This is a genomic window from Mucilaginibacter sp. P1_A3 (assembly GCF_056406855.1).
The window spans coordinates 417,188-440,138 of sequence record NZ_JBFTZJ010000006.1 but is presented as its reverse complement, the minus strand read 5'-3'; the positions used below and the strand labels follow the sequence as shown (position 1 = coordinate 440,138).

Sequence of the window (22,951 nt, the reverse complement as noted above, 5' to 3'; positions counted from 1 at the left end):
ATAAAATTTATCAGAATTTTTAAAGATTTCTAAAAAATCAATTATTTAAATCATGTTTATTTAACAATTCATCAACACAAACAGGCAATTATTATGATTTACTAAATGAAATAAGATGTTTTATTGTTTAGAATCAATATAAAGTTGCACCAACTTAACCGTAATCATTTATACAAGCGGTATATTTATTTATAACAGAATAAAATTTTGTTTGGTAAATCTATATATGCGGTCGTCTTTTTTAAATTTATTAATTGAGAAGAAACAATGCATCTCCTGCAACTGATATTGACTAAAATCCTCGTTCCATTACATATCACCCATGAACTTTTAAAAATTGCTAACTTCGCAAAAAATTAATAACAAATGTCTGCAAAAATTAAAGCTGTATTTTTAGATCGTGATGGAGTACTAAACCAGGAAATGGGCGATTACGTTCGTCGTTTTGAAGATTTTCATGTACTCGATAATTTCGAAGCGCTTAAAACTTTGCAAAACAGGGGATATATGCTATTGGTAGCAACCAACCAGGGAGGCCTGGCTAAAGGCTGGTATACAGAGGATGAACTTGCAAAAATGCATAATCATCTAAAACAAGTATATAAAGAACACGGTGTAGAAATAACCGACTTTTTTTACTGCCCGCACCATCCAAATTTCACCGGTGATTGCGATTGCCGCAAACCAAAACCTGGCTTGTTGTTACAAGGCATCGAAAAATACAACATTGACCCTACCCTATCCTATTTTATAGGCGATCGCGAGCGCGACGTAGAAGCAGGAACTTCTGCAGGCGTTAAAGGCATATTGATAGATAGCGATCAGCCGATAAGTACCGTATTGGATTTGATAGCTTAGCCCCACCCAAACCCTCCCCGAAAAGGAGGGATTTAAAAATATTATTCAAAAGTCTTCCCTACCGGGGGAGATTTAGAGGGGCTTTTTAACTATTTTTAAAACATTTTACCCCGCTACAACTTTTACCACTATTACAAAGCAAAGAAACCTTTATGCAGATTAGCCGCTATTTAAAAAACTACGACACATTTATCGCCGCAGTAATTGGCTTTTTTGCTATCCAGCTATTTTGTAAATATAGTGGCATTGGCATCTCTCCGGATTCCATCATGTATACCAGTGCCGCGCGCAGCTTGAATACCAACGGCACGCTACAAACATTTAACCATATCCCTATTGTTGATTTCCCGGTATTTTACCCAGTATTTTTGGGGAGCATTATGTTTATTACCCGCATTGATCCGGTTATATTTGGCGCGGTGTTAAACGGATTAATGTTTGCAACGCTGATATACACCAGTGGATGGATCATGCACCGTTTTGTGCCAACATCCCGCGTTTACAAATGGTTGATGCTGGTGGCTATCATATTGAGTCCGGCGCTGTTGCAGGTGTACTCCTACTTATGGTCAGAGACGCTGTTTATAGTAGAAACCCTGTTTTTCCTGGTAGCCTTTAGGGAATATCTTTTAAAGCATACCATTAAAACATTGGTTATAGCGGCGCTTATAGCTGCCATAAGCTGTATAACCCGGTATGCCGCCGTTACCATTGTGGGTACAGGGGGATTGCTTTTATTGCTCGACAGGGTTTTACCGCTCAAAAAGAAGATTTTTCACATCATTATATATGGCTTTGTTTGCATATCACTATTGGTAAGCAACCTGGTGTTTAACGCGTTCATGTCTGGTACTACTACAGGCCCGCGGGAACCATCTATAACTTCGTTCGGTAAAAACCTGTATTATTTCGGCAATGTGATTTGTGATTGGATGGGGCTTACCCCCAATCAATATTGGCTATCTATACCGTTGGCTACCATTATATTGCTCGGCTTTATAGCGGCATTGGCATATAATTATTATCGACGCCATTTAGATAGCTTCGAGAACCTGGCTATTACTTTCGCTTTGGTTTATGGTTTGTTTATCGTGATATCATCAACTTTTTCACGGTACGAGCGCATTAACCACCGCTTGCTTGCGCCTATGTATATAACCGCGCTTTGGGGCTATACCAGTTGGGGCTTGCTGCTGCTTAAAAAAATAGTAAATACCAACACGCGTAAAATAGTAGCCGGTTTAATGATAGTGCTGATGCTGGGCTTTGTTACCAAAGAGTTTTTCATAGATAAAGCCCGCTATGTTGACCAAATAGCCGGAGAATACGGCAACCCTGGTTATACAGATGAAAGCTGGATCGATTCGGACTTTGCTGCTTATTTAAAAACGATAGATAAAAGCCAATTCGACCCGAAAGTTACTATTTATACAGATGCACATGAGGCTGTTTACTTCTTCTCGGGCATGTCATCATACCTTGTCCCTCACCGTTTTTTCAAAAAGGATGTGGCCAAATTTTACAAGATCAAACGTTTTTATCTCATTTGGTTTAACGTGCTCGAAAATCCGGAGCTTATTAATATAAAGGATATTCAAAAAGTAAAGCATTTGAGGTTAATTAAAGATTTTGGGGCAGAAGGCGGTATTTATGAGTATGATGAAAATAATCTGAATCAGAATTTACAGAATTAAAGAATGAACAGAATTTAAAATTCGTTTAATTCCGGGTTGGGCAAAATTTTGAAAATCCTTAAATTCTGTAAATTCTGATTCAGACAAATTCACATTAAATTTTGATTTAAAAAACATCTGTCTATATTTGCGCAGACTTACCCGTAGTATACTATAAAAAATGAACGGTATCGCTTTACATCATCTTCATCTGCATCACCACCATGTGGTGATCAGCTAAATGTATGTTTCTACGCGAAATAACAACCTCCGTTTATACTCTTTTTTATTATAGTTCCTTAAATTCATTTTGTGAAAACACTTAAAATTGCGATCCAGAAATCTGGTCGTCTCAACGAAAAATCAGTCGAATTACTAAAAAATTGCGGCTTAAACTTCGAAAATTACAAAAGCTCGCTTATCTCCCCAGTATCAAACTTCCCTTTAGAGATCCTTTTTCTTCGCGATGACGATATTCCAGAATACGTTCAGGATGGCATTGCCGACCTGGGTATCGTGGGCGAAAATGTGATACAGGAAACCGAAGTTGAGGTAAATTACCTACAACGTTTAGGCTTTGGCAAATGCTCCTTAAAAATAGCAGTACCAAACAATAATGATATTCAGTCGCTTGCCGATTTAAACGGGAAAGCTATTGCAACTACCTATCCGGTTATATTGCGGAAATTTTTGCAAGAGCAAGGCATACAGTCAGACATTCGCACCATATCCGGTTCTGTAGAAATTTCTCCCGGCCTGGGCTTAAGTGATGCCATTTGCGATCTTGTTTCTACAGGTGGTACATTAAAAAGCAACGGTTTAAAACCATTTGCTGATGTAATGTCGTCAGAGGCGGTATTAATTGGCAGCAAAGGCACCGATGGCAACCACCTGGTACAAGAACTGATACAACGTATACAATCTGTTTTGCGCGCAAAGGAGACTAAGTACGTGGTACTTAACGTTCGTAAAGATAACCTTGATGCGGTAATTGCTTTATTACCGGGCGTTAAAAGCCCATCGGTAGTACCATTGGCCGAGGCTGACTGGGTTGCTGTACACACCGTGATCCCCGAGCGTGATTTCTGGGATAGAATAAGCCAGCTGAAACAAGCAGGCGCACAAGGCATTGTAGTAATGCCGATTGAAAAGATAATTTTATAGCTGGTAGTTTACTTTAGCGGTTTGCATTAAATATTCAGACTGCTAAAGTAAACCGCCCACTGCAAACTGATAACTGCAATGAAGACATACAATTATTCAGATTTAAGTACTGGCGATATCCAGCAACTGGTTCAGCGTAATGTTGATCCGGCCAATGAGATCCGCGCTGTTGTTGAGGAAGTAATAGCTAACGTTCAGCAACATGGCGATAGGGCTTTAATTGATTACGCCCACAAATTTGATAAGGTTGAATTAAGTAAACTTTACCTGGATAAAGCCGAACTGGAAGAACAGGCACAAGCTATAAGCCCTCAACAAAAGGCTGCTCTCGAAACTGCTTATAGCAACATCTATAAATTTCATCAAACACAGCTAAAAACCGAGGACAAGGTAGAAACTATGCCCGGTGTAACCTGCTGGCGTGAGTTAAGGCCAATTGAGAAAGTGGGCCTCTATATCCCCGGTGGCTCAGCAGTTTTGCCAAGTACATTTTTAATGTTGGGCATCCCGGCACGTATTGCCGGCTGTCATGAAATTGTGGTGTGTTCTCCCCCGCAAAAAAGCGGCAAGGTAAATGCATTTATTGCTTATGTAGCATTGCTGTTGGGTATTGACAAGATCTATCTTGCAGGTGGATCGCAGGCTATTGCGGCAATGGCATATGGTACCGAAACTATAACTAAAGTTGATAAGATCTTTGGTCCGGGTAACCAATTTGTAACCAAGGCCAAAACCATTATTCAATCAACTACCACAACCGCTATTGATATGCCGGCCGGTCCTTCGGAGGTTTTAGTAATTGCTGATAGTACTGCAATCCCGGCTTATGTAGCAGCCGATTTGCTGGCACAGGCAGAGCATGGCATTGATAGTCAATCGGTTCTGGTTTGCACATCGGCAGCAATTGCAGATGCAGCATTGGCAGAAATAGAGAAACAATTACCGGTTTTACCACGTGCCGAAATTGCAAGGTTAGCCTTGGATAATTCATACATCGTAGTTACATCCAGCCTTGCCGAAGCAATGGACTTCAGTAACCAATATGCACCCGAACATTTAATTTTGGCAACCCATAGCTGGGAGCAGATTACCGGGAGCATCATCAACGCGGGCTCGGTTTTCCTGGGCAATTTAACCCCGGAGAGTGCCGGCGATTATGCATCAGGAACTAACCATACTTTGCCAACCAGCAGCTATGCAAGGGCCTATTCTGGTGTATCGGTTGATTCGTTTGTGAAAAAGATCACGTTTCAGCATATCACGCGTGAAGGCATCCTGAATATCGGCCATACGGTTGAGGTTTTAGCAGAGATGGAAGGATTGCATGCGCATAGGAATGCGATATCTATCAGGAGTAATAATTAACATGAAAAAGCGTCATTGCGAGTTGTAAAACTCAAGTACGCTGAAGGAGAAATGACATTTTAAAAGGTTTGTCATCCTGAGGAACGAAGGATCTATTCGCAGACTGTACAGGGCGAAGAAGCATGATGGAGAATAGATCCTTCGTTCCTCAGGATGACAAAAAGGTAGTTTTCAAACATGTCGATCATAGATAGACACGCAATGACGGGTGAAAAAAATTCGTTTATCGAAAAAGATTAAAAGAATAATGTACAATATCAATAATATACTTAGAGAAAACATCAAACGATTAGTCCCCTACTCATCTGCCCGCGATGAGTACCAGGGTGAAGCAAGTGTTTTTTTGGATGCTAATGAAAATGCTTACGGTTCCCCATTGGCACAACAGTTTAACCGGTATCCGGACCCTATGCAGTATGCGGTAAAAATGCGACTGAGCGAAATTAAAGGCGTACCGGCCCGTAATATTTTTATAGGCAATGGCAGCGATGAGGCTATAGATATTCTTTTCCGCAGCTTTTGTAACCCAGGTGTAGATAACGTGATCCTGGTACCGCCTACTTACGGTATGTATGAGGTATCGGCCAACATCAACGATGTGGAGGCTCGTAAAGTAACCCTTACACCAGAATACCAACTTAATTTAGAAGGTATTGCTGAGGCCATTGATGAACATACCAAACTGATATTTATTTGCTCTCCCAATAACCCAACGGGCAACTCTATTAACCGGGAGGATGTAGAAACTCTGCTCGCTAACTTTAATGGAATTGTTGTGGTTGATGAGGCTTATATCAATTTCAGTCGCCAAAAAACATTTATACAGGAATTAACCGAATATGCCAACCTGGTAGTCATGCAAACCCTCTCCAAAGCATGGGGACTTGCCGGTTTACGTGTTGGAATGGCTTTTGCCGCCGAAGAGATTATCGAGGTAATGAACAAAGTTAAGCCTCCTTATAACGTTAACGAGTCGTCGCAACAACTGGCTTTAGAGGCCCTGGCCAACGTTGCACAAGTAAATGAATGGATAAAGGAAACCCTTATCCAACGCGACAGGTTGGTACTTGCTTTAAAAGAGTTTGATTTTGTGTTAGATATTTATCCGTCTGATGCGAATTTCATTTTGGTTAAAACCTCGGATGCAAACGGCATCTATAATTTCCTGGTAGGTAAAGGCATCATTGTACGTAACCGCTCAAAAATTGAACTATGCGAGGGCAGCCTGCGTATTACAGTAGGTACGCCAGATGAAAACACCATATTACTTAACACCTTACAGAACTTTTAAATGAGCAAGCTGCAGAAAATATTATTTGTAGATCGTGATGGCACGATGATTAACGAAACACCAGATGAGCAGATCGATTCTTTTGAGAAGCTTACCTTTTATCCCGGCGCGTTAACCTATCTACCCAAAATAGCCAAAGAGCTTGATTTTGAACTGGTAATGGTGACCAACCAGGATGGTTTAGGCACCGCTGTGTATCCCGAAGATACCTTTTGGCCGGTACATAATCTTATCCTTAAAACTTTTGAAAGTGAGGGTGTAAAGTTTTCCAACATTTGTATTGATCGTACTTTCCCTGCTGATAACGCCCCTACCCGTAAGCCAAAAACCGGCTTGCTTACACAATACCTTGATGCTGAAAAGTATGATCTGAAAGGATCATTTACAATCGGCGACAGGAAAAATGACGTATTGCTGGCCAAAAATCTGGGTGCAAAAGCCATCTGGCTAAATAATCATTCAGGCTTAGGTGGCGGTGAGTTTACCGAGGAGGATCATATCCAGGATACCATAGCTTTAGAAACTACCGACTGGAAAAAGATCTATGAATTTTTGAAGCTGGGCGAACGGGTGATAGAGCACCGCCGCAGTACCAAAGAAACAGATATCTACATTAAAATAAACCTGGATGGCACCGGTGAGGCGAAAGTATCTACCGGTTTGCATTTCTTTGATCATATGTTAGATCAGATAGCCCGCCACGGGAGTATCGACCTCGAAATTATTGCCAATGGCGACCTCCATATAGACGAACACCACACCATTGAAGATACCGGAATTGCTTTAGGCGAGATTTTCGCTACAGCTTTGGGCAACAAAATGGGCATTGAACGCTACGGCTTTTGCCTGCCGATGGATGATTGCCTGGCACAGGCAGCCATTGATTTTGGTGGCCGAAACTGGATAGTTTGGGATGCCGAGTTTAAAAGAGAAAAGATAGGCGAAATGCCAACAGAAATGTTTTATCATTTCTTCAAATCGTTTAGTGATGCGGCAAAATGTAATTTAAATATTAAAGCCGAAGGACAAAACGAACATCACAAAATTGAAGCTATATTTAAAGCCTTTGCGAAGGCAATAAAAATGTCTATAAAACGTGATGTAGATAAGATGGTTTTACCAAGCACTAAGGGACTTTTATAAAAGAGTCAAGAGATTAGAGTCAAGAATCAAGACATTACTGGTTCTTTCTTGACTCTTGATTCTTGACTCTTGATTCTAACTAAAAGAATGATAGGTATAATAAGATACGGAGCCGGAAATATTTTTTCACTGACAGCAGCACTTGATCGGTTGGGCATACCTTATGGCATGATCAATAGCGAGGAGGATTTTGCTCAATATGATCGTTATATTATTCCGGGTGTTGGGCATGCCGGTGCAGCAATGAAAAAGCTGGAATCAACAGGTTTGGTTCCAACTATTAAGGCGTTAAAAAAGCCAACGCTTGGAATTTGTGTGGGCATGCAGTTGCTCACTTCCCATTCCGAGGAGGGAGATTCCAACCTTTTAGATATCTTTCCAATTAAAACTTTAAGGTTTAAGGATAGTAATTTATACAAAGTTCCGCACACCGGCTGGAACCAGGTATTTCCCGAAAAAGAAAACCCACTATTTAAAAATATACCGTCAGGTTCACATTTTTACTTTGTACATTCATACTTTATTGAGTACGATAAAGCTTATACTTTATTATCGGCCAACTATAATAATGAATTTTCGGCATCAATTTGGCGGGATAATTTTTATGGCGTACAATTTCACCCCGAAAAATCGGGAGTGTATGGTGAAACACTATTAACAAACTTTTCAAAAATATAAAAGACATGTACATAATCCCGGCTATCGATATTCTGAATAAAAAAGTAGTGCGACTACGTGAGGGTGATTACCAACAGGTAACAGAATATGATGTAACGCTTGAAGAAATGATTGAGCGTTACCAAAGCAACGGCACCAACTTTATCCATATCATTGATTTGAATGGCGCCAAAAACGATTTCAGCAACCAGCAATACCTGTTTGATGTGATCCGTAAAACCGAAATGAAAGTGCAATATGGCGGAGGTATCCGAAGTATTGATAAGGTAAAAGAGTTAATAGATGCCGGCGTTCATCGTGTTATAGTAGGCACCCAGGCACTTACAAATCCGGAATTTTTACCAGAATTGGGTAAATCAATCTGCGGCAGAGACAAATGTTCTGACCAGGTAGTGATCGCTATCGACGTATTGGATGAAGTAATCAAATACTCCGGTTGGATGGAAAGTTCCCCAATTAAACTGATGGATTACGTTGATAAATGCCTTGCCCTGGGCTTTTTCCGTTTTTTATGCACCGATATTAATAAAGATGGTAAGCTGGGCGGCGCAGGAATTGAACTATACGAAAAACTGCTTGACCATTCTCCCTTCATCAAACTAATCGCCTCTGGCGGCGTAAGCTCTATGAATGACATCGAAAAACTTAGTCGCTTAAAAGTAGAATCAGTCGTAGTTGGCAAAGCCATTTATGAAGGGCATATCAGCATCGAAGATATAAAGAACTGGAATCTGGAATCGCTGATTTCTATATAAGTTGATTTCTATATAATATAATAAAAACGTCATTGCGAGGTACGAAGCAATCTCTATGCTATACAGAGCCTCTCTGTAAATTGGAGATTGCTTCGTTCCTCGCAATGACGGTCTTATAAAACCCCATGTTAAGTAAACGAATTATTCCCTGCCTTGATGTTAAAGACGGCCGTACGGTAAAAGGTGTTAACTTTGTTGACCTGCGCGATGCAGGCGACCCTGTTGAGCTGGCCTGGAACTACTCTCGCCAGGGCGCAGATGAACTGGTTTTCCTGGATATTACGGCCACTGTTGAACGCCGTAAAACCATGGTTGAACTCGTAAAAGCAGTAGCCAGGCAGATCAATATACCATTTACAATAGGTGGTGGCATCAATGAGATCGCAGACGCCGACGCTTTGTTAAACGCCGGCGCCGACAAAATATCCATCAACTCGGCTGCGGTGCGTAACCCTGCCTTAATTGATGAACTGGCCAAAGCGTTTGGAGTTCAGTTTGTGGTTATTGCAGTGGATACACGCAGTATTGGTAATAAAAACATCGTCCATTTGAATGGCGGCCGTTTACCAACTGAGCGCGAAACACTGGAGTGGATACTGGAGGCCGAAAGCCGGGGCGCAGGCGAGATACTGCTTACCTCAATGGATCATGACGGCACTAAAGCGGGCTTTGATAATGGCCTGCTCAAAATAGTAAATGATGCGGTGCACATACCGGTAATAGCCTCTGGCGGAGCCGGATCTGTACAGCACTTTGTTGATGTATTTGAAAAAACAAATATTGATGCCGCTTTAGCAGCTTCGGTATTTCACTACGGTGAAATATTGATACCTGATTTGAAAGCGGTATTGAAGAGTAATAATATTGAGGTGAGGATATAATTGGTGCGCAAAGAAGAAGTTTTTATGAATTATATAGTCAGTTGTAAAAATGGCTATAGAGACGGCATAGAACCATTTGGTAATCATATTCGCACGAATGAGTTGTATGAAACACTTTGTTTTTTAGCGGATCAACTAAGCCTGAATGAGTTTACAGGTTATTTGATGGAAGGACAATACTTTATTAATTTGTGGGCTGCAATCATTATTGTAGATAGGTTTAGACCTAAGACATCAGAAAAGTTAATTGGATTAAATGATGACAAATCTACAGTAGAAGACTGCCTTGAAACGGTTGAACGATATTCCGTCAACTTTAAGCAAGATGGTCAGTTTGACAATTATCAAAAATGGATTTCAGAAATAAAATTAAGTTACAGTCAAAATAATTAAAGCTCACATTTGCCATCACCTAAATTTAGTTATGGCGATTCTTAACCGTTGTCTGTGTCCTCACAGACAACTCGCTCCGGATAGCTGTTTGTTAGGACACAAGCAGCGGAGAAAAACTAATAACACACGAACCTGGCAACCCGCAACAGGAACCAGAACAACAGATATGAATATAGATTTTAGCAAAACAGACGGATTAGTGCCGGTTATTATCCAGGATGAGCAAACATTAGAGGTGCTGATGCTGGGTTATATGAACCAGGAAGCTTATGATAAAACAGTTGCAGAAAATGTAGTCACCTTCTTTTCCCGCTCAAAAAATCGCCTGTGGACCAAGGGCGAAACCAGCAGCAATTTTTTGCATGTGAAAAACATCAGCATTGATTGTGATAACGACACCCTGCTGATAAAAGTTAAAGCTGACGGCCCAACCTGCCATACCGGTTCACGCAGTTGTTTCCAAACCGAATACAACCAGAATTTTATATTAGAACTGGAAAATATTATCGCCGATAGATATGAAAACCCTGTTGAAGGATCATACGTTAATAAACTTAGGAATAAAGGACTTAACAAAATAGCGCAAAAGGTTGGCGAAGAGGGTGTTGAAACCGTAATAGCTGCACTTGCCGAAACTGAAACCGACCTGATCAATGAATCATCAGATCTTGTTTTTCACCTGTTGGTATTGCTTCGCGAAAAAGGTTTAACACTTGAAACAATTGCTAAAAATCTGGAAAACAGGCATAAATAGTTCACTGTTTGCAGTAAGTAGTTTGTAGTTGATATTCACTATATATCTGCTTTGCAACCCGTAAACCGATAAAGCAAACTGAAAAATGACCGCGGAAAAAACAGCTGAACTAACCGGACACGGCAACCCAATTTTCACACTGGAACTATCGCAAAAACCTGGTATACTGTTTACCGGCGGTAACGATAAAGGACTGGTAGAATGGAGCCTAAAGGACAATTCCTTTATTAAAGTAATGTTCCCGGTTCAGGCTTCTGTTTATGCTATTCATTGCCCTGCCGGCTATCCTTTATTGTTTGCAGGCTTACGCAGTGGAGAGGTTTTGGTGTTTGATTTTATTGAACAGAAGATCATTAAATCGCTCAGACACCACGTTAAACCAATTTTTGATATCAGGTCTGTTAGTCATAAGAAAGAGCTGCTAATAGCCTCTGAAGATGGCACAGTGTCCGTTTGGAACCTGGATACATTAGAGATAGTACACAGCTTCACTGTATCTGCCGATACGGTACGCTGCATTGCCATTTCGCCCGATGAAAAACGGGTAGCCTTTGGTTGCCGGGATAACCAGGTAAAGATTTACGACCTGGAGGATTATACCCTGGTAAAAACCTTGCATGGACATACCATGTCAGTCTTTTCATTAACTTACAGTATTGATGGAATGCACCTTATTTCGGGAGGGCGTGATGCACAGGTGAAGATCTGGGATACTGCAACCTATCAGCTTATAAAAAACATTCCCGCGCACTTATTCGCGGTAAATCACATTCTCTTCCACCCTACGCAACCCTATTTTGCCACTGCCAGTATGGACAAAAGCATTAAAATATGGGGATCTGATGATTTTAAACTTTACAAAATCATCAGCCGGGAAAAAGGGTATGCAAGCCATCCCCTCTCGGTAAATAAACTGGCCTGGAACGGTGATCAGCTTATATCAGTAAGCGATGATAAAAGTATTATGGTATGGAATATAACCATATAGCGATACCACGTTTGCTTAAAAAAATCTTTTAATGCTGTGTAACTTATGGGTGTGTCTTTTTAACCCAACCGAATAAATTCCATCATCATCAATCAAATCTATTTTAACCTTTCCTGATGCGTGAATAATGTGTTCGCCATTTAGCAGTATTCCAACGTGGGTAATTCTTCCTTCGGCGTTATTAAAAAATGCCAGATCGCCCAGACGTGCATCTTTTAAGCTGTTAACTTTAACTCCCTCCACTGCCTGCTGACTGGCGTCACGCTTTATTTTTATTTTATTTAGCTTAAATACCACCTGTGTAAAGCCAGAGCAATCGATCCCGAAATGAGTTCGCCCACCCCATAAATAGGGTGCATTTAAAAAAGATTTCGCCGTGGTTGCAATATTTTCATTCTCTCCAATTTCACCAATGATCTCAAATCTATCACCTCCTATTTTACAGGTTGTACCCTCCAAAAAAGCAAGCGAACTACCTGCCGGCAAATAAATAACAGAATTATCAGCAATTTTCCAGGCTTGTGTTACAGCCCTGTAAGTTAAAGGTGGTTGATGGCTTTTTAAATTTTTATGAGCAATATGGCCCAACGGGGCAAACTGTAGCCTGCTTATCCAGCCAACATAGTTATCGATATCAGTAATGATCTTAACCCAATATTCAGCCCACTCTGTAATTTCAAATGCCTCACCAAACAAAACCTGCGATACCTGCTCACTCCTTTCATTAGGTTCTGCGCGAAGCGGAATAACCGCAAGATTACAAATGCCATATTCCATAGCTTAGTTAGATAGAAATTAAATTTGCAATACATTATAACCGCTAAAGTAGTTACAATATTATAATTGGTATATTTTAGCCAAAGGGGTGCGGCTAAAATGATTAAGCTAATATATTAAAATATTAAATTAGCACAAAAAAAGGGACCAGCAAGCTGTTCCCTCTAATGATTTAATATCAATATCTTATTCGTTCATGTGCAGCCAATCTTTCTTGGCTAACAATTCTTCTTTGCTTTCGCGGATATCCTCATCATCAACACAACAATCAACCGGGCATACAGCAGCACACTGCGGCTCATCATGAAAACCAACACATTCGGTACATTTATCCGGAACTATATAATATATTTCATCGGATAAAGCAGCCTGGGTTTCTTCGGCATTTAAAGTATTGCCATCTCCAAAATCAATAACCCCTTTAAGACCGGTACCGTCGCTAAAGCGCCACGCTGCACCTGCATCATAAATAGCATTATTGGGGCACTCCGGTTCGCAAGCTCCGCAGTTTATGCATTCATCGGTGATTTTAATCGCCATATTTCTAAATATATAATAATCTCAATTAACTTTGCCCGTAATTTACAAGCGCACAAATATAACAAAAAAGGCTTTAAGGGCTTAAAGCCTTACCATAAATATGTCAAAATTTAACATAAAAAATTCAATAAATTCATTTTCAAGCTTAGGAAAGCAGTTAATTGCCCCCGATGCACAACTGATGACTACTATTGAAGATGAGCGTTATCACAACGCCTGGTTCACCCCCCAAAGTGTTTTACAGGCCGTAACAGCCATCGGCAAAATGCTGAATGAAGCCGATCTGGAAAACTGGTTATCTAAATACAACCTAGATAAGGAAGCTGCCAACAAAAAGGTAGGGCTTATTTTGGCCGGCAATATCCCTCTTGTGGGTTTTCATGATGTACTTTGCGTGCTGGCATCTGGCAATCACGCGCTTATTAAAGCATCATCACAGGATGCCCGCCTGATTAAGGTAATTTTGCAAAAATTAGTTGATATCGATCCGGGCTTTGCCGAACAATTTAGCTTTGTGGAAAGATTGGCAGATTTTGATGCCATTATTGCCACAGGCAGCAACAACAGCTCGCGATACTTTGATTATTACTTTGGCAAAGTGCCCAACATCATTCGCAAAAACAGGAACAGCATCGCATTAATTACCGGTGAAGAAACCGCAGAGCAATTATTTAACCTTGGTCATGATATTTTTGATTACTATGGTTTAGGCTGCCGCAATGTAAGTAAGCTATTAGTGCCAAAGGATTATAATTTCAATTTCTTTTTTGAATCGATTGAGGATCATAAGGCTATCATCCATCATCATAAATACAACAATAATTACGATTACAACAAATCTATTTATCTGGTAAACAGCAATAAACACCTGGATAATGGCTTTCTGATGCTTAAGGAAGATGAAAGAATAGCTTCGCCCCTGGCCGTGTTGTATTTTGGTTATTATGATAATCTGGCATCGGCACAACAAACATTGGAGCAACAAGCCGAAAATATACAATGTATTGTTACCACTGCCCCAATAAATGTAAACAACGAGGTGGTTGCGTTTGGCCAAAGTCAGCAACCCGCATTATGGGATTATGCCGATGGTATTGATACAATGGAATTTTTGTCAAATCTTTAAAATTACAATACCTTTGGTTGTTGAGGCGAAAGCCGAAAGGTAAAAGGCAAAAGGTTATTATCTGATGCTTTAATGCCTTTCATCTTTCACCTTTTACCTTTCACCTTAATAAAATGTATATTATAAAAGTTAAAGGCGTTGCCAAAATACCCGATTATGTACAGTTGAGGGATGATAAGTTTACGCTGCTGGCATATTTCCGGGTAGATAGGCCCGAAAAATCACTGGATAAGGTTGGATTAACTGATAAGGCCGACTATATTATGAATATTATTAAAGATTTGCCTTTTGGGCAGATTTTAAAATTGGAGCTATAAAAAGATGATTGGGAACTCTATTATTAAGCTAAATAATGTTGATATTTTTCAGCAGGCGCACCTGGTATTATCAAATGTAAACCTGCATGTTGATAAGGGAGATTTTGTATGGCTCATAGGCTCTACCGGCTCAGGAAAGAGTAGTCTGCTTAAGGTTATCTATGGCGATCTTGCTATTAAAAGTGGCACAGGAACTGCCTGCGGGTATGAACTAAGCAAATTGCCAGGCCGGGATGTTCCTTACCTGCGCCGTAAGCTGGGTATTGTTTTCCAGGATTTTCAATTACTTACAGATCGTTCCATTGAGCAAAACCTGCTTTTTGTGATGCGTGCTACAGGCTGGAAAGATAAAAAACTAATAGCAGAACGTACTCTTGATGTTTTGGAAAAGGTTGGTTTGCGCTCCAAACTAAAAAAGATGCCTCATGAGCTTTCGGGCGGCGAGCAGCAACGGGTTGTAATTGCCCGTGCCTTACTTAACGACCCGGAAATTATCCTTGCCGATGAACCAACGGGCAACCTTGACCCCGAAACATCCGAAGAAATTGTGCTGCTGCTAAAACAAATAAGCCAAATGGGTACTGCCGTACTTATTGCTACGCATGATTATCATATCATCCGCACTTTCCCATCACGTATCATTAAATGTGAGAATGGTAAAGTTTTGGAGGATGCTGAAATATAGTTTCTGAACCGGAATTAAACGAATTTATTGAATTAATAGAATTTCAAAATTCTGGTCATTCTTTAATTCGATGAATTCCGGTTCAGACAATCCCCCGTCCAAAAAAAATAATCAGACAAATAATCCTGTCACCCTTGCGCATATTGCGCCACTCCTGCCTATAATAAAACACACCACTGACAGCTTGTCGGCTTTAATGCAATGGCAGGATACTTGATTGGCACTATCAGCTATGAAATTTAACGACATGTTGAAGAAAAAGAAGAAAGAAAATATGGATACTCCTGAAAATATTAATGAGCCTACCCAGGAAAATTTAGCAGAGGAAGAACAGCTTAAAGCCCAGCAAACTGAAACAGTTGAAGCTGTTGAAGCGGACGAAGTAGCAAGTCCATCTGCCGAAGATAAATTAAAAGACGAACTGGCACAGGCCAATGATAAATATTTACGTCTGTATGCCGAATTTGACAACTTCCGCAGACGTACGCAGAAAGAACGTGCCGAAGCCCGCGAAACTGAAGGAAAAGATTTAATTATTGCATTACTTCCGGTTTTGGATGATTTTGAACGCGCACAACGCGCCATGGAAAAAGCGACTGAAGTAGCCCCTGTTAAAGAAGGTGTTACCTTAATTCAAAATAAATTAAAAAATATACTTACACAAAAAGGCTTAACAGAAATGGTATCAATAGGAACCCCTTTTGATGCCGATTTGCAGGAAGCTATTACAAATATACCTGCCCCTACCGATGACCTTAAAGGCAAGGTGATTGATGAAATGGAAAAAGGCTATTACCTGAAAGACAGGGTAATTCGTTTTGCCAAAGTAATTGTAGGAGCGTAAATTAATTATTGAGGGACTGAATTAGTGAATTAGTGATTTGAGCCATATGTTCAATTCATTGATGCACTAATTTTTACATTTCAAAAACACCTCACTAATTCACTAAATCAATAATTCAATAATTAAATACATGGCTAAAAGAGATTATTACGATATTCTTGGTGTTGCAAAGGGAGCTAATGCTGATGATGTAAAAAAGGCATATCGTAAAATGGCTATTAAATATCACCCTGATAAAAACCAGGGCGATAAAGAGGCGGAAGAAAAATTCAAGGAAGCAGCAGAAGCTTATGAAGTTTTAAGCAGTCCTGAAAAACGCCAGCGTTATGATCAGTTTGGTCATGCGGCTAATGCTTCATCACCAAATGGCGGTGGTTATGGCGGCGGCGGTATGGATATGAACGACATATTTAGCCAGTTTGGTGACATTTTTGGTGGTGGCAGTCCGTTCGAAGGTTTCTTTGGCGGAGGCGGTCGCCAGGGTGGTGGTGCTGGTGGCAGGCGTGTAGCCCGTGGCAGCAACCTGCGTATTAAAGTACGTTTAACACTTGAAGAAATTGCCAACGGCGCCGAAAAGAAAATAAAAGTAAACAAACAGATCATCTGCAAAACCTGCGATGGCTCTGGTGCTAAAGATAAAGCCTCTTTCCAAACCTGTAAAACATGTGGTGGTTCGGGCGCGGTGCGCAGGGTAACCAATACCATTTTGGGCCAGATGCAAACTACCAGCACTTGCCCTACCTGTAACGGCGAAGGATCAACCATACTATCAAAATGTAATGTTTGCCATGGTGATGGTGTTGTGCGCGGCGAAGAGCTGATCACAATTAACGTACCTGCCGGTGTAAGTGAAGGCATGCAACTAAGCATGAGTGGTAAAGGTAATGCTGCCCCACGTGGTGGTGTACCGGGCGATTTGATCATACTGATAGAAGAGATTCCGCATGAAACCTTAAAACGCGATGGTAACAACGTAATTTACGACCTGCATGTAAACTTTGTTGATGCAGCCATAGGTACTACAGTAGAAGTACCAACTATTGACGGCAAGGCCAAAATAAAGATTGAACCAGGCACACAAAGCGGTAAAATATTACGCCTTAAAGGCAAAGGAACACCAGAAGTAAACTCCTATCACCGAGGCGACCAGCTGGTGCACATCAACATATGGACACCAAAGGCCTTAAGCCGTGAAGAACGTGAGATACTGGAAAAACTACAGTCCTCCCCTAACTTCAAACCAAATCCGGGTAAGAACGAAAAAAGCTTCTTTGAACGGATGAAGGAATATTTTGAGTAAAGCGGAAAGCCGAAGGCTGAAAGCTTAAAGCATATTGAAAAGCCCGGAGTTGTTATGACTTCGGGCTTTTTGTGTTTTACAATTTGTCCTGAAAATATTTCCGCCCAAATCTATTGAACCGTTGCCTTATTTTATTGCTACCATAAAATTCGCCTAAAGCCGACAGCCCCACTTATCAAAAAGCTAATAATCTTTATAATTTCAGGCCTTTTTGTTTTTGGGGATTGGGTATATTGCAATCTGCATTATTTTAAGATGGATTTATATAAAAAAATATTGTTGCTTACAGGCTGTTTGTTTATGCTTTTCAGTCAATCACGAGCTCAAACCTCTCCCATTCGCAATAATTACCAAACAGAAGCGGGCATCCCACATTTAAGCATTGAGCGGTCGATGATCTACTCGCCGGAAAAAGAATGGCTGTACAATCACCACCCTTCCATCATCCATTTTAAAGATCAGTTCATAGCGATATGGAGCAACGGTTTGATAGATGAAGATTCACCGGGCCAGCGGGTAGTTTATGCTACTTCAAAGGATTTTGTACACTGGTCGGTACCGGCAGTGTTCGCTTCACCGGGCAAGGTTAATGATACTTTAACCGTACTAACAGCAGCGGGTTTATACCAATATAAAGGCACATTGGTTGCCTATTATGGTGAATACACTAAGCACCGCCAAAACACGCATTTGTGGGCCAAAACCAGTACTGACGGTATACATTGGAGCGCTCCCGGCGATATGCACGTTCCTTTAATCCCTAACCATGGACCAGAGGCTACCAAAAGCGGCAGACTTATCATCAGTGGTAACTTTTTATTCCCATACACCGATGACCCGCATGGTATTTCAGGATGGAAGTTAAGCAGCTTTTACCCGGACTCGCTTTATAAACAGGATAATTCGGCAGCCTTTTATGCCCCGGCTGCCAAATTAGGTTTACCTCCTCTATGCGAAGGCTCATTTTTCCAAACTGATGATAACATCCTGCATATGCTTTTACGCGTTACAGGCAAAGGATGGAAAGGCCGGCTTTGGCTTACAGAAAGCAAGGACAATGGCACCAGCTGGTCGCGCCCTGTTGAAGCTCCTTTTTCTGATAACGACAGTAAATTTCATTTCGGCCGGTTGCCCGACAAACGCTTTTATTATGTGGGTATCCCCGATACACTACATCATTACGACCGGAATCCCCTGGTTATCTCCCTATCAACAAACGGCAAAGCTTTCGATAAAAGCTACATCATTGCCAATGAACTTTATCACCTTAAAAAAGAGGGCCTGTGGAAAGGCGGTCAATATGGTTATCCGCACACTATGATTTATAATGGTTACTTATATGTGATCGTTTCCAGGCAGAAGGAAGCTATTGAAACGATAAGGTTCAAGATCAATCAACTAAAATAATAAACACGGATTTCGTGTAATTCAATTGATTCGCGCAAATAGTGTCTGTAACATTTTAAAACTGCCCGTATCTAAACCGTAAATTTATCATCATAAACCTAACTCAAAAATGTTAAGCATCCGCAATATTGTAAAGCAATACGCCGGTCACAGGGCTTTAGACCATGTGAGCCTGGAGGTTGCAAGTGGCCAGGTGTTTGGCCTGCTTGGCCCAAATGGTGCCGGCAAAACCTCGCTTATCCGTATCATTAACCAGATTACCGCGCCAGATTCGGGCGAAGTTTTCTTTAATGGAGAAAAGCTCAATCAGTCACATATCGAACGGATTGGTTATCTGCCGGAAGAACGTGGTCTTTATAAAAAGATGGAGATTGGCGAACAAATGATCTACCTGGCCCGCCTAAAAGGCTTAAGCAGAGATGAAGCTACTAAACGCTTAAAATTCTGGTTTGATAAGCTGGGTATGGAAACCTGGTGGAAGAAAAAGATCGAAGAACTATCCAAAGGGATGCAGCAAAAAGCCCAGTTTGTGGCTACCGTACTACATGAGCCCGACCTGATCATATTGGATGAACCTTTTAGTGGTTTCGACCCTGTGAATGCCGAAGTGATAAAAGACGAGATTCTGGAACTTAACCGCAAGGGTGCTACTATTCTTTTCTCCACCCATCGTATGGAATCTGTGGAGGAACTTTGTGACGCTATTGCACTTATTCATCAATCGCATAAAATACTGGATGGCAAGGTTAAAAACATCCGCAACTCCTATCGTAACGATACTTACCTTGTTGAATATGCCGGCAATCCCTTAAACTTTAACGGCGCACAGCCTTTCGCACAAATTGGCGAAACTATTACTGATGATGACAGCAATACCATCCGCATAAAACTGAATGAAGGCAAAACATCCAACGATGTACTGCAATATCTTATCCCGCAAACCCGCATCAATATGCTCCAGGAAGTAATACCAAGCATGAACGAAATATTTATTGAAAAAGTAAACGCTAAATCTTTAAGCCATGAATAAAGTATTACTTATTATACAGCGCGAATACCTTACCAGGGTAAGAAAAAAGTCGTTCATCGTGATGACGCTACTTGTTCCGGCTTTGTTTGCTTTAATGTATAAAGTTATTGCCTACGTTGCTGATGATAAGAACGAGGTAAAAGCTATGCACATTGTACATGTAGTTGATAGCGCTGAGATATACAAAGGCAAATTTCAAGATAGCCAATATATCAAATTTGACAATTCTTCAAAAACACTAAAGGCACTAAAAGCTGAAGTAAAGGAACAGGAAAACGACCTTGTATTGTACATCCCCACGCATAAACCAGAAACGGCCGAAGTTTTTGCAAAAAAGAAATCAACCTTATCGTTAAGCGATGATATGCAACGTCAGCTAAACGACATTGCCTCTGGTTCTGCATTGGTAAAAGCCGGCATTGATACGGCTCGTTTACATAAGATAAAAAGCAACATTACTGTCAACGCTAACGAAATAACCGAAACAGGTGATCAAAGCACCAGTATGGGCGCCACCTATGCCTTGAGTTTTGCGGGGGCAATATTAATTTATATGTCACTGTTTATTTACGGTGCGCAGGTAATGCGGGGAGTAATTGAAGAAAAAACCAGCCGTATAATTGAAGTGATTGTATCATCGGTAAAACCCTTTCAATTGATGATGGGTAAGATCATCGGCGTGGGACTTGTAGGGTTAACGCAATTTGCATTATGGATAAGCCTATCAGCTCTGGTGAGTTACCTGGCCGGGCAAAATGCCACTCAGGCAAGCCCGGTTTACACCTTTATTCATAATTTGGGTGCTAATGCAGGTTATGAACTCGCCTGCTTCCTATTTTTCTGGATAAGCGGATTTCTACTTTATAGTGCATTGTTTGCCGCCGTAGGTTCGGCCGTTGATAGCGAAACCGAAACGCAGCAATTCATGTTCCCTATTACGTTGCCATTGTTATTTACTTACATACTATCTGTATCATACCTGTTTCAAAAGCCCGATAGTACACTGGCCTTCTGGCTTTCCATAATACCTTTAACCGCACCCGTGGCAATGATGGTTCGTGTACCTTTTGGGGTGCCCGGTTGGGAATTGGGTTTATCAATGACCTTAATGGTAATTGGCTTTATATTTTCTACCTGGGTAGCTTCAAGAATATACCGGGTGGGTATTCTGATGTATGGTAAAAAAGTGAACTTTAAGGAGTTGGCTAAATGGTTCTTTTATAAAGAATAAACCCAGCACAATTGTTAAAAATTATAAATCCCCGAAAATGGCTAAACAATTTCGGGGATTATTTATTTTAGCTACATGAGTAAACGCGTTGCCGTAATGGACCTTGGTACCAATACCTTTCATTTATTAATTGCCGATGGCGATTTGCATAGTTACCAGGAAATAGTTCATGAGCACAAGGCGGTGAAACTTGGCGAAGGCGGCATTAATAAAGGCTATATTTTACCTGAAGCCTATCAGCGGGGTATTAGTACCATGCAGCAATTTCATGAGGCAATAAAGGCGGGCAATGTTACCGCAACAAGAGCTATAGCAACATCGGCCCTGCGTAGTGCATCAAACGGAACAGATTTCATTAAAGAGGTTGAGGATAAAACCGGCATCAGTATAGAAATTATTGATGGCGAACAGGAAGCCATATTTATTTATCAGGGCGTAAAAATTAGCGGGTGCTTATCGGCACAAAACGCTCTCATCATGGATATCGGCGGCGGCAGTGTGGAGTTTATATTAGGCAATGCAGATGGCATTACCTGGAAACAAAGTTTTGAAATTGGCGCTGCCCGCTTAATGGACCTTTTCCACCGCACTGATCCCATCCCACCTTCCTCTATCGAGGCTTTAAACCTGTACCTTGAAGATCATTTAACAGATTTATTTACAGCAGTAAATAACCATACAATTGATACACTCATCGGTTCATCCGGCGCGTTTGAAACGTTTGCCGAAGTGATTGAAACCGAAAAAGGAAATTCCTTCGATTTAAAGGCGACTAAAAACTATAGTTTTGATGAGGACGCGCTTTTAACCTTAACTAACAAATTTGTACTATCCACCCATATAGAGCGGGCAGCCAATAAAGGAATTATCCCCGTAAGGGTTGATATGATTGTGACGGCATCACTTATCACCCGCTTTATCATGCACAAGCTGGCTATTCATAAGGTGAGTATGTGCAGTAATTCGTTAAAGGAAGGGGTTTTGGCGGGGATGCTTAGTTAAATAGCTTTCGGATCGGTCTTTTTATGCATTTATAATATATCCGTTTTATTAAAGGAGTTCTTATTACCACAACTTCACCCAAAAGTGCAGGTTGCATAGTCAGCTTTATTTGAAAAGTATTATCAGCTCCTATATCAAACCGTTGAGAATTATAACCTATGAAACTTGCTGTAAGCTGCGTAGCTGACATGGGCACCTGTAGTTTAAAATTGCCGTTAATATCTGTTTGGGTACCTGTGGTGCCTGATAACAGTTTAACTGACACACCCACAATTGGCGCATTATTTTCATCATTTACACATCCGGTAACAACCCTGAATTTAGCAGAATCGGGGATTAACGCAACTTTGCCCAACATAAAATCGCCAGGTTTTGACTGGTTTTTCACTTTAGGCACTTGCTCACTCAACACTACTTTTGTTTGAGCCATACCTTTAAAAGATAAAACAGAGCTTAATAAACCCATCATCAACGCTAACCTTTTCCACCCACCGGCAGCGGGTGAACTCTCTGCATAAAGCTGATGGTTCATACCATGTAGTTGCTGTTCATTAAACCGGCCGCAAACATTGCTCGTTGCAGACAGGTAGGTAATTACCTCATTATTGCTCATGGTGGTAAAATCTGTAACCGTTTTACAGCATTGGGCGCAATGCCTTCCCTGTTCAACGTGTGTCATTTGTTGCCATGCTTCATGACAAGGTTTAGGGATACTGATATTTTTAATTTGCGACATATCTAAGTGAATT

The 22,951-nt window shown here is 40.8% G+C and carries 24 protein-coding genes; 21 read left to right on the top strand and 3 right to left on the bottom strand.

Annotated features, from left to right (window positions below):
- Positions 1-366: 366 nt before the first annotated feature.
- The 12 genes from AC1D0K_RS15165 to AC1D0K_RS15110 all read left to right on the top strand — a co-directional run bounded on the left by AC1D0K_RS15165 (position 367) and on the right by AC1D0K_RS15110 (position 11,943).
- The gene (locus AC1D0K_RS15165) at positions 367-858 is read left to right on the top strand and encodes a D-glycero-alpha-D-manno-heptose-1,7-bisphosphate 7-phosphatase (RefSeq protein ID WP_295716353.1); all 492 of its coding nucleotides are present in this window, start codon (positions 367-369) and stop codon (positions 856-858) included.
- A 152-nt stretch (positions 859-1,010) separates the two neighbouring features.
- Positions 1,011-2,552, top strand: a complete 1,542-nt coding sequence (locus tag AC1D0K_RS15160; protein ID WP_477396801.1) for a hypothetical protein — start codon at positions 1,011-1,013, stop codon at positions 2,550-2,552.
- Between the two features lie 291 nt (positions 2,553-2,843).
- Complete coding sequence (gene hisG, locus AC1D0K_RS15155; RefSeq protein ID WP_295716355.1) at positions 2,844-3,695, top strand: ATP phosphoribosyltransferase; 852 nt, start codon at positions 2,844-2,846, stop codon at positions 3,693-3,695.
- Positions 3,696-3,773: 78 nt separating this feature from the next.
- On the top strand, positions 3,774-5,060 hold the full coding sequence (gene hisD, locus AC1D0K_RS15150; RefSeq protein WP_477396798.1) for a histidinol dehydrogenase: 1,287 nt from the start codon (positions 3,774-3,776) through the stop codon (positions 5,058-5,060).
- A 247-nt stretch (positions 5,061-5,307) separates the two neighbouring features.
- Positions 5,308-6,351, top strand: coding sequence for a histidinol-phosphate transaminase (gene hisC / locus AC1D0K_RS15145; protein ID WP_477396796.1), 1,044 nt, complete (start codon positions 5,308-5,310; stop codon positions 6,349-6,351).
- Positions 6,352-7,494, top strand: a complete 1,143-nt coding sequence (hisB, locus tag AC1D0K_RS15140) for a bifunctional histidinol-phosphatase/imidazoleglycerol-phosphate dehydratase HisB (RefSeq protein ID WP_477396794.1) — start codon at positions 6,352-6,354, stop codon at positions 7,492-7,494.
- Between the two features lie 87 nt (positions 7,495-7,581).
- Positions 7,582-8,172, top strand: coding sequence for an imidazole glycerol phosphate synthase subunit HisH (hisH, locus tag AC1D0K_RS15135; protein ID WP_295716360.1), 591 nt, complete (start codon positions 7,582-7,584; stop codon positions 8,170-8,172).
- 5 nt (positions 8,173-8,177) lie between these two features.
- Complete coding sequence (locus tag AC1D0K_RS15130; protein ID WP_295716362.1) at positions 8,178-8,927, top strand: 1-(5-phosphoribosyl)-5-[(5-phosphoribosylamino)methylideneamino]imidazole-4-carboxamide isomerase; 750 nt, start codon at positions 8,178-8,180, stop codon at positions 8,925-8,927.
- 125 nt (positions 8,928-9,052) lie between these two features.
- On the top strand, positions 9,053-9,808 hold the full coding sequence (gene hisF, locus AC1D0K_RS15125) for an imidazole glycerol phosphate synthase subunit HisF (RefSeq protein ID WP_477396791.1): 756 nt from the start codon (positions 9,053-9,055) through the stop codon (positions 9,806-9,808).
- A 3-nt stretch (positions 9,809-9,811) separates the two neighbouring features.
- A complete protein-coding gene (locus tag AC1D0K_RS15120) occupies positions 9,812-10,201 on the top strand; it encodes a hypothetical protein (protein WP_477396788.1) in 390 nt (129 codons plus the stop codon).
- A gap of 166 nt (positions 10,202-10,367) precedes the next feature.
- Positions 10,368-10,955, top strand: coding sequence for a bifunctional phosphoribosyl-AMP cyclohydrolase/phosphoribosyl-ATP diphosphatase HisIE (gene hisIE / locus AC1D0K_RS15115; RefSeq protein WP_477396786.1), 588 nt, complete (start codon positions 10,368-10,370; stop codon positions 10,953-10,955).
- 85 nt (positions 10,956-11,040) lie between these two features.
- On the top strand, positions 11,041-11,943 hold the full coding sequence (locus tag AC1D0K_RS15110) for a WD40 repeat domain-containing protein (RefSeq protein WP_477396784.1): 903 nt from the start codon (positions 11,041-11,043) through the stop codon (positions 11,941-11,943).
- Positions 11,944-11,958: 15 nt separating this feature from the next.
- Here AC1D0K_RS15110 and AC1D0K_RS15105 read toward each other — a convergent pair whose 3' ends face one another.
- Entirely contained in the window at positions 11,959-12,720 is a 762-nt protein-coding gene (locus AC1D0K_RS15105; RefSeq protein ID WP_477396782.1) for a C40 family peptidase, read from the bottom strand.
- 186 nt (positions 12,721-12,906) lie between these two features.
- Positions 12,907-13,260, bottom strand: a complete 354-nt coding sequence (locus tag AC1D0K_RS15100) for a 4Fe-4S dicluster domain-containing protein (protein WP_295716369.1) — start codon at positions 13,258-13,260, stop codon at positions 12,907-12,909.
- A gap of 100 nt (positions 13,261-13,360) precedes the next feature.
- On the opposite strand from AC1D0K_RS15100, the gene AC1D0K_RS15095 reads away from it, so the two are divergent.
- From AC1D0K_RS15095 to AC1D0K_RS15055, 9 genes are all read left to right on the top strand, one after another.
- Positions 13,361-14,386, top strand: a complete 1,026-nt coding sequence (locus AC1D0K_RS15095) for an acyl-CoA reductase (RefSeq protein WP_477396780.1) — start codon at positions 13,361-13,363, stop codon at positions 14,384-14,386.
- 113 nt (positions 14,387-14,499) lie between these two features.
- The gene (locus AC1D0K_RS15090; protein ID WP_295716372.1) at positions 14,500-14,703 is read left to right on the top strand and encodes a fructose-6-phosphate aldolase; all 204 of its coding nucleotides are present in this window, start codon (positions 14,500-14,502) and stop codon (positions 14,701-14,703) included.
- 4 nt (positions 14,704-14,707) lie between these two features.
- Complete coding sequence (locus AC1D0K_RS15085) at positions 14,708-15,388, top strand: cell division ATP-binding protein FtsE (RefSeq protein ID WP_477396778.1); 681 nt, start codon at positions 14,708-14,710, stop codon at positions 15,386-15,388.
- 232 nt (positions 15,389-15,620) lie between these two features.
- On the top strand, positions 15,621-16,232 hold the full coding sequence (locus AC1D0K_RS15080) for a nucleotide exchange factor GrpE (RefSeq protein WP_295716374.1): 612 nt from the start codon (positions 15,621-15,623) through the stop codon (positions 16,230-16,232).
- Between the two features lie 130 nt (positions 16,233-16,362).
- A complete protein-coding gene (gene dnaJ / locus AC1D0K_RS15075) occupies positions 16,363-17,532 on the top strand; it encodes a molecular chaperone DnaJ (RefSeq protein ID WP_295716376.1) in 1,170 nt (389 codons plus the stop codon).
- Positions 17,533-17,787: 255 nt separating this feature from the next.
- Complete coding sequence (locus AC1D0K_RS15070; protein WP_477396775.1) at positions 17,788-18,939, top strand: exo-alpha-sialidase; 1,152 nt, start codon at positions 17,788-17,790, stop codon at positions 18,937-18,939.
- Positions 18,940-19,048: 109 nt separating this feature from the next.
- Positions 19,049-19,969, top strand: coding sequence for an ABC transporter ATP-binding protein (locus AC1D0K_RS15065; RefSeq protein ID WP_477396773.1), 921 nt, complete (start codon positions 19,049-19,051; stop codon positions 19,967-19,969).
- Positions 19,962-21,200 carry an ABC transporter permease gene (locus AC1D0K_RS15060; protein WP_477396771.1) on the top strand — a complete coding sequence of 413 codons (1,239 nt, stop codon included), beginning with the start codon at positions 19,962-19,964 and terminating at the stop codon, positions 21,198-21,200. The genes AC1D0K_RS15065 and AC1D0K_RS15060 overlap by 8 nt, the downstream gene beginning before the upstream one ends.
- 75 nt (positions 21,201-21,275) lie before the next feature.
- Complete coding sequence (locus AC1D0K_RS15055) at positions 21,276-22,202, top strand: Ppx/GppA phosphatase family protein (RefSeq protein ID WP_477463077.1); 927 nt, start codon at positions 21,276-21,278, stop codon at positions 22,200-22,202.
- On the opposite strand, the gene AC1D0K_RS15050 is transcribed toward AC1D0K_RS15055, so the two are convergent.
- Complete coding sequence (locus tag AC1D0K_RS15050; RefSeq protein WP_477463076.1) at positions 22,195-22,938, bottom strand: carboxypeptidase-like regulatory domain-containing protein; 744 nt, start codon at positions 22,936-22,938, stop codon at positions 22,195-22,197. The two genes, AC1D0K_RS15055 and AC1D0K_RS15050, sit on opposite strands and share 8 nt — an antisense overlap.
- Positions 22,939-22,951 lie beyond the last annotated feature (13 nt).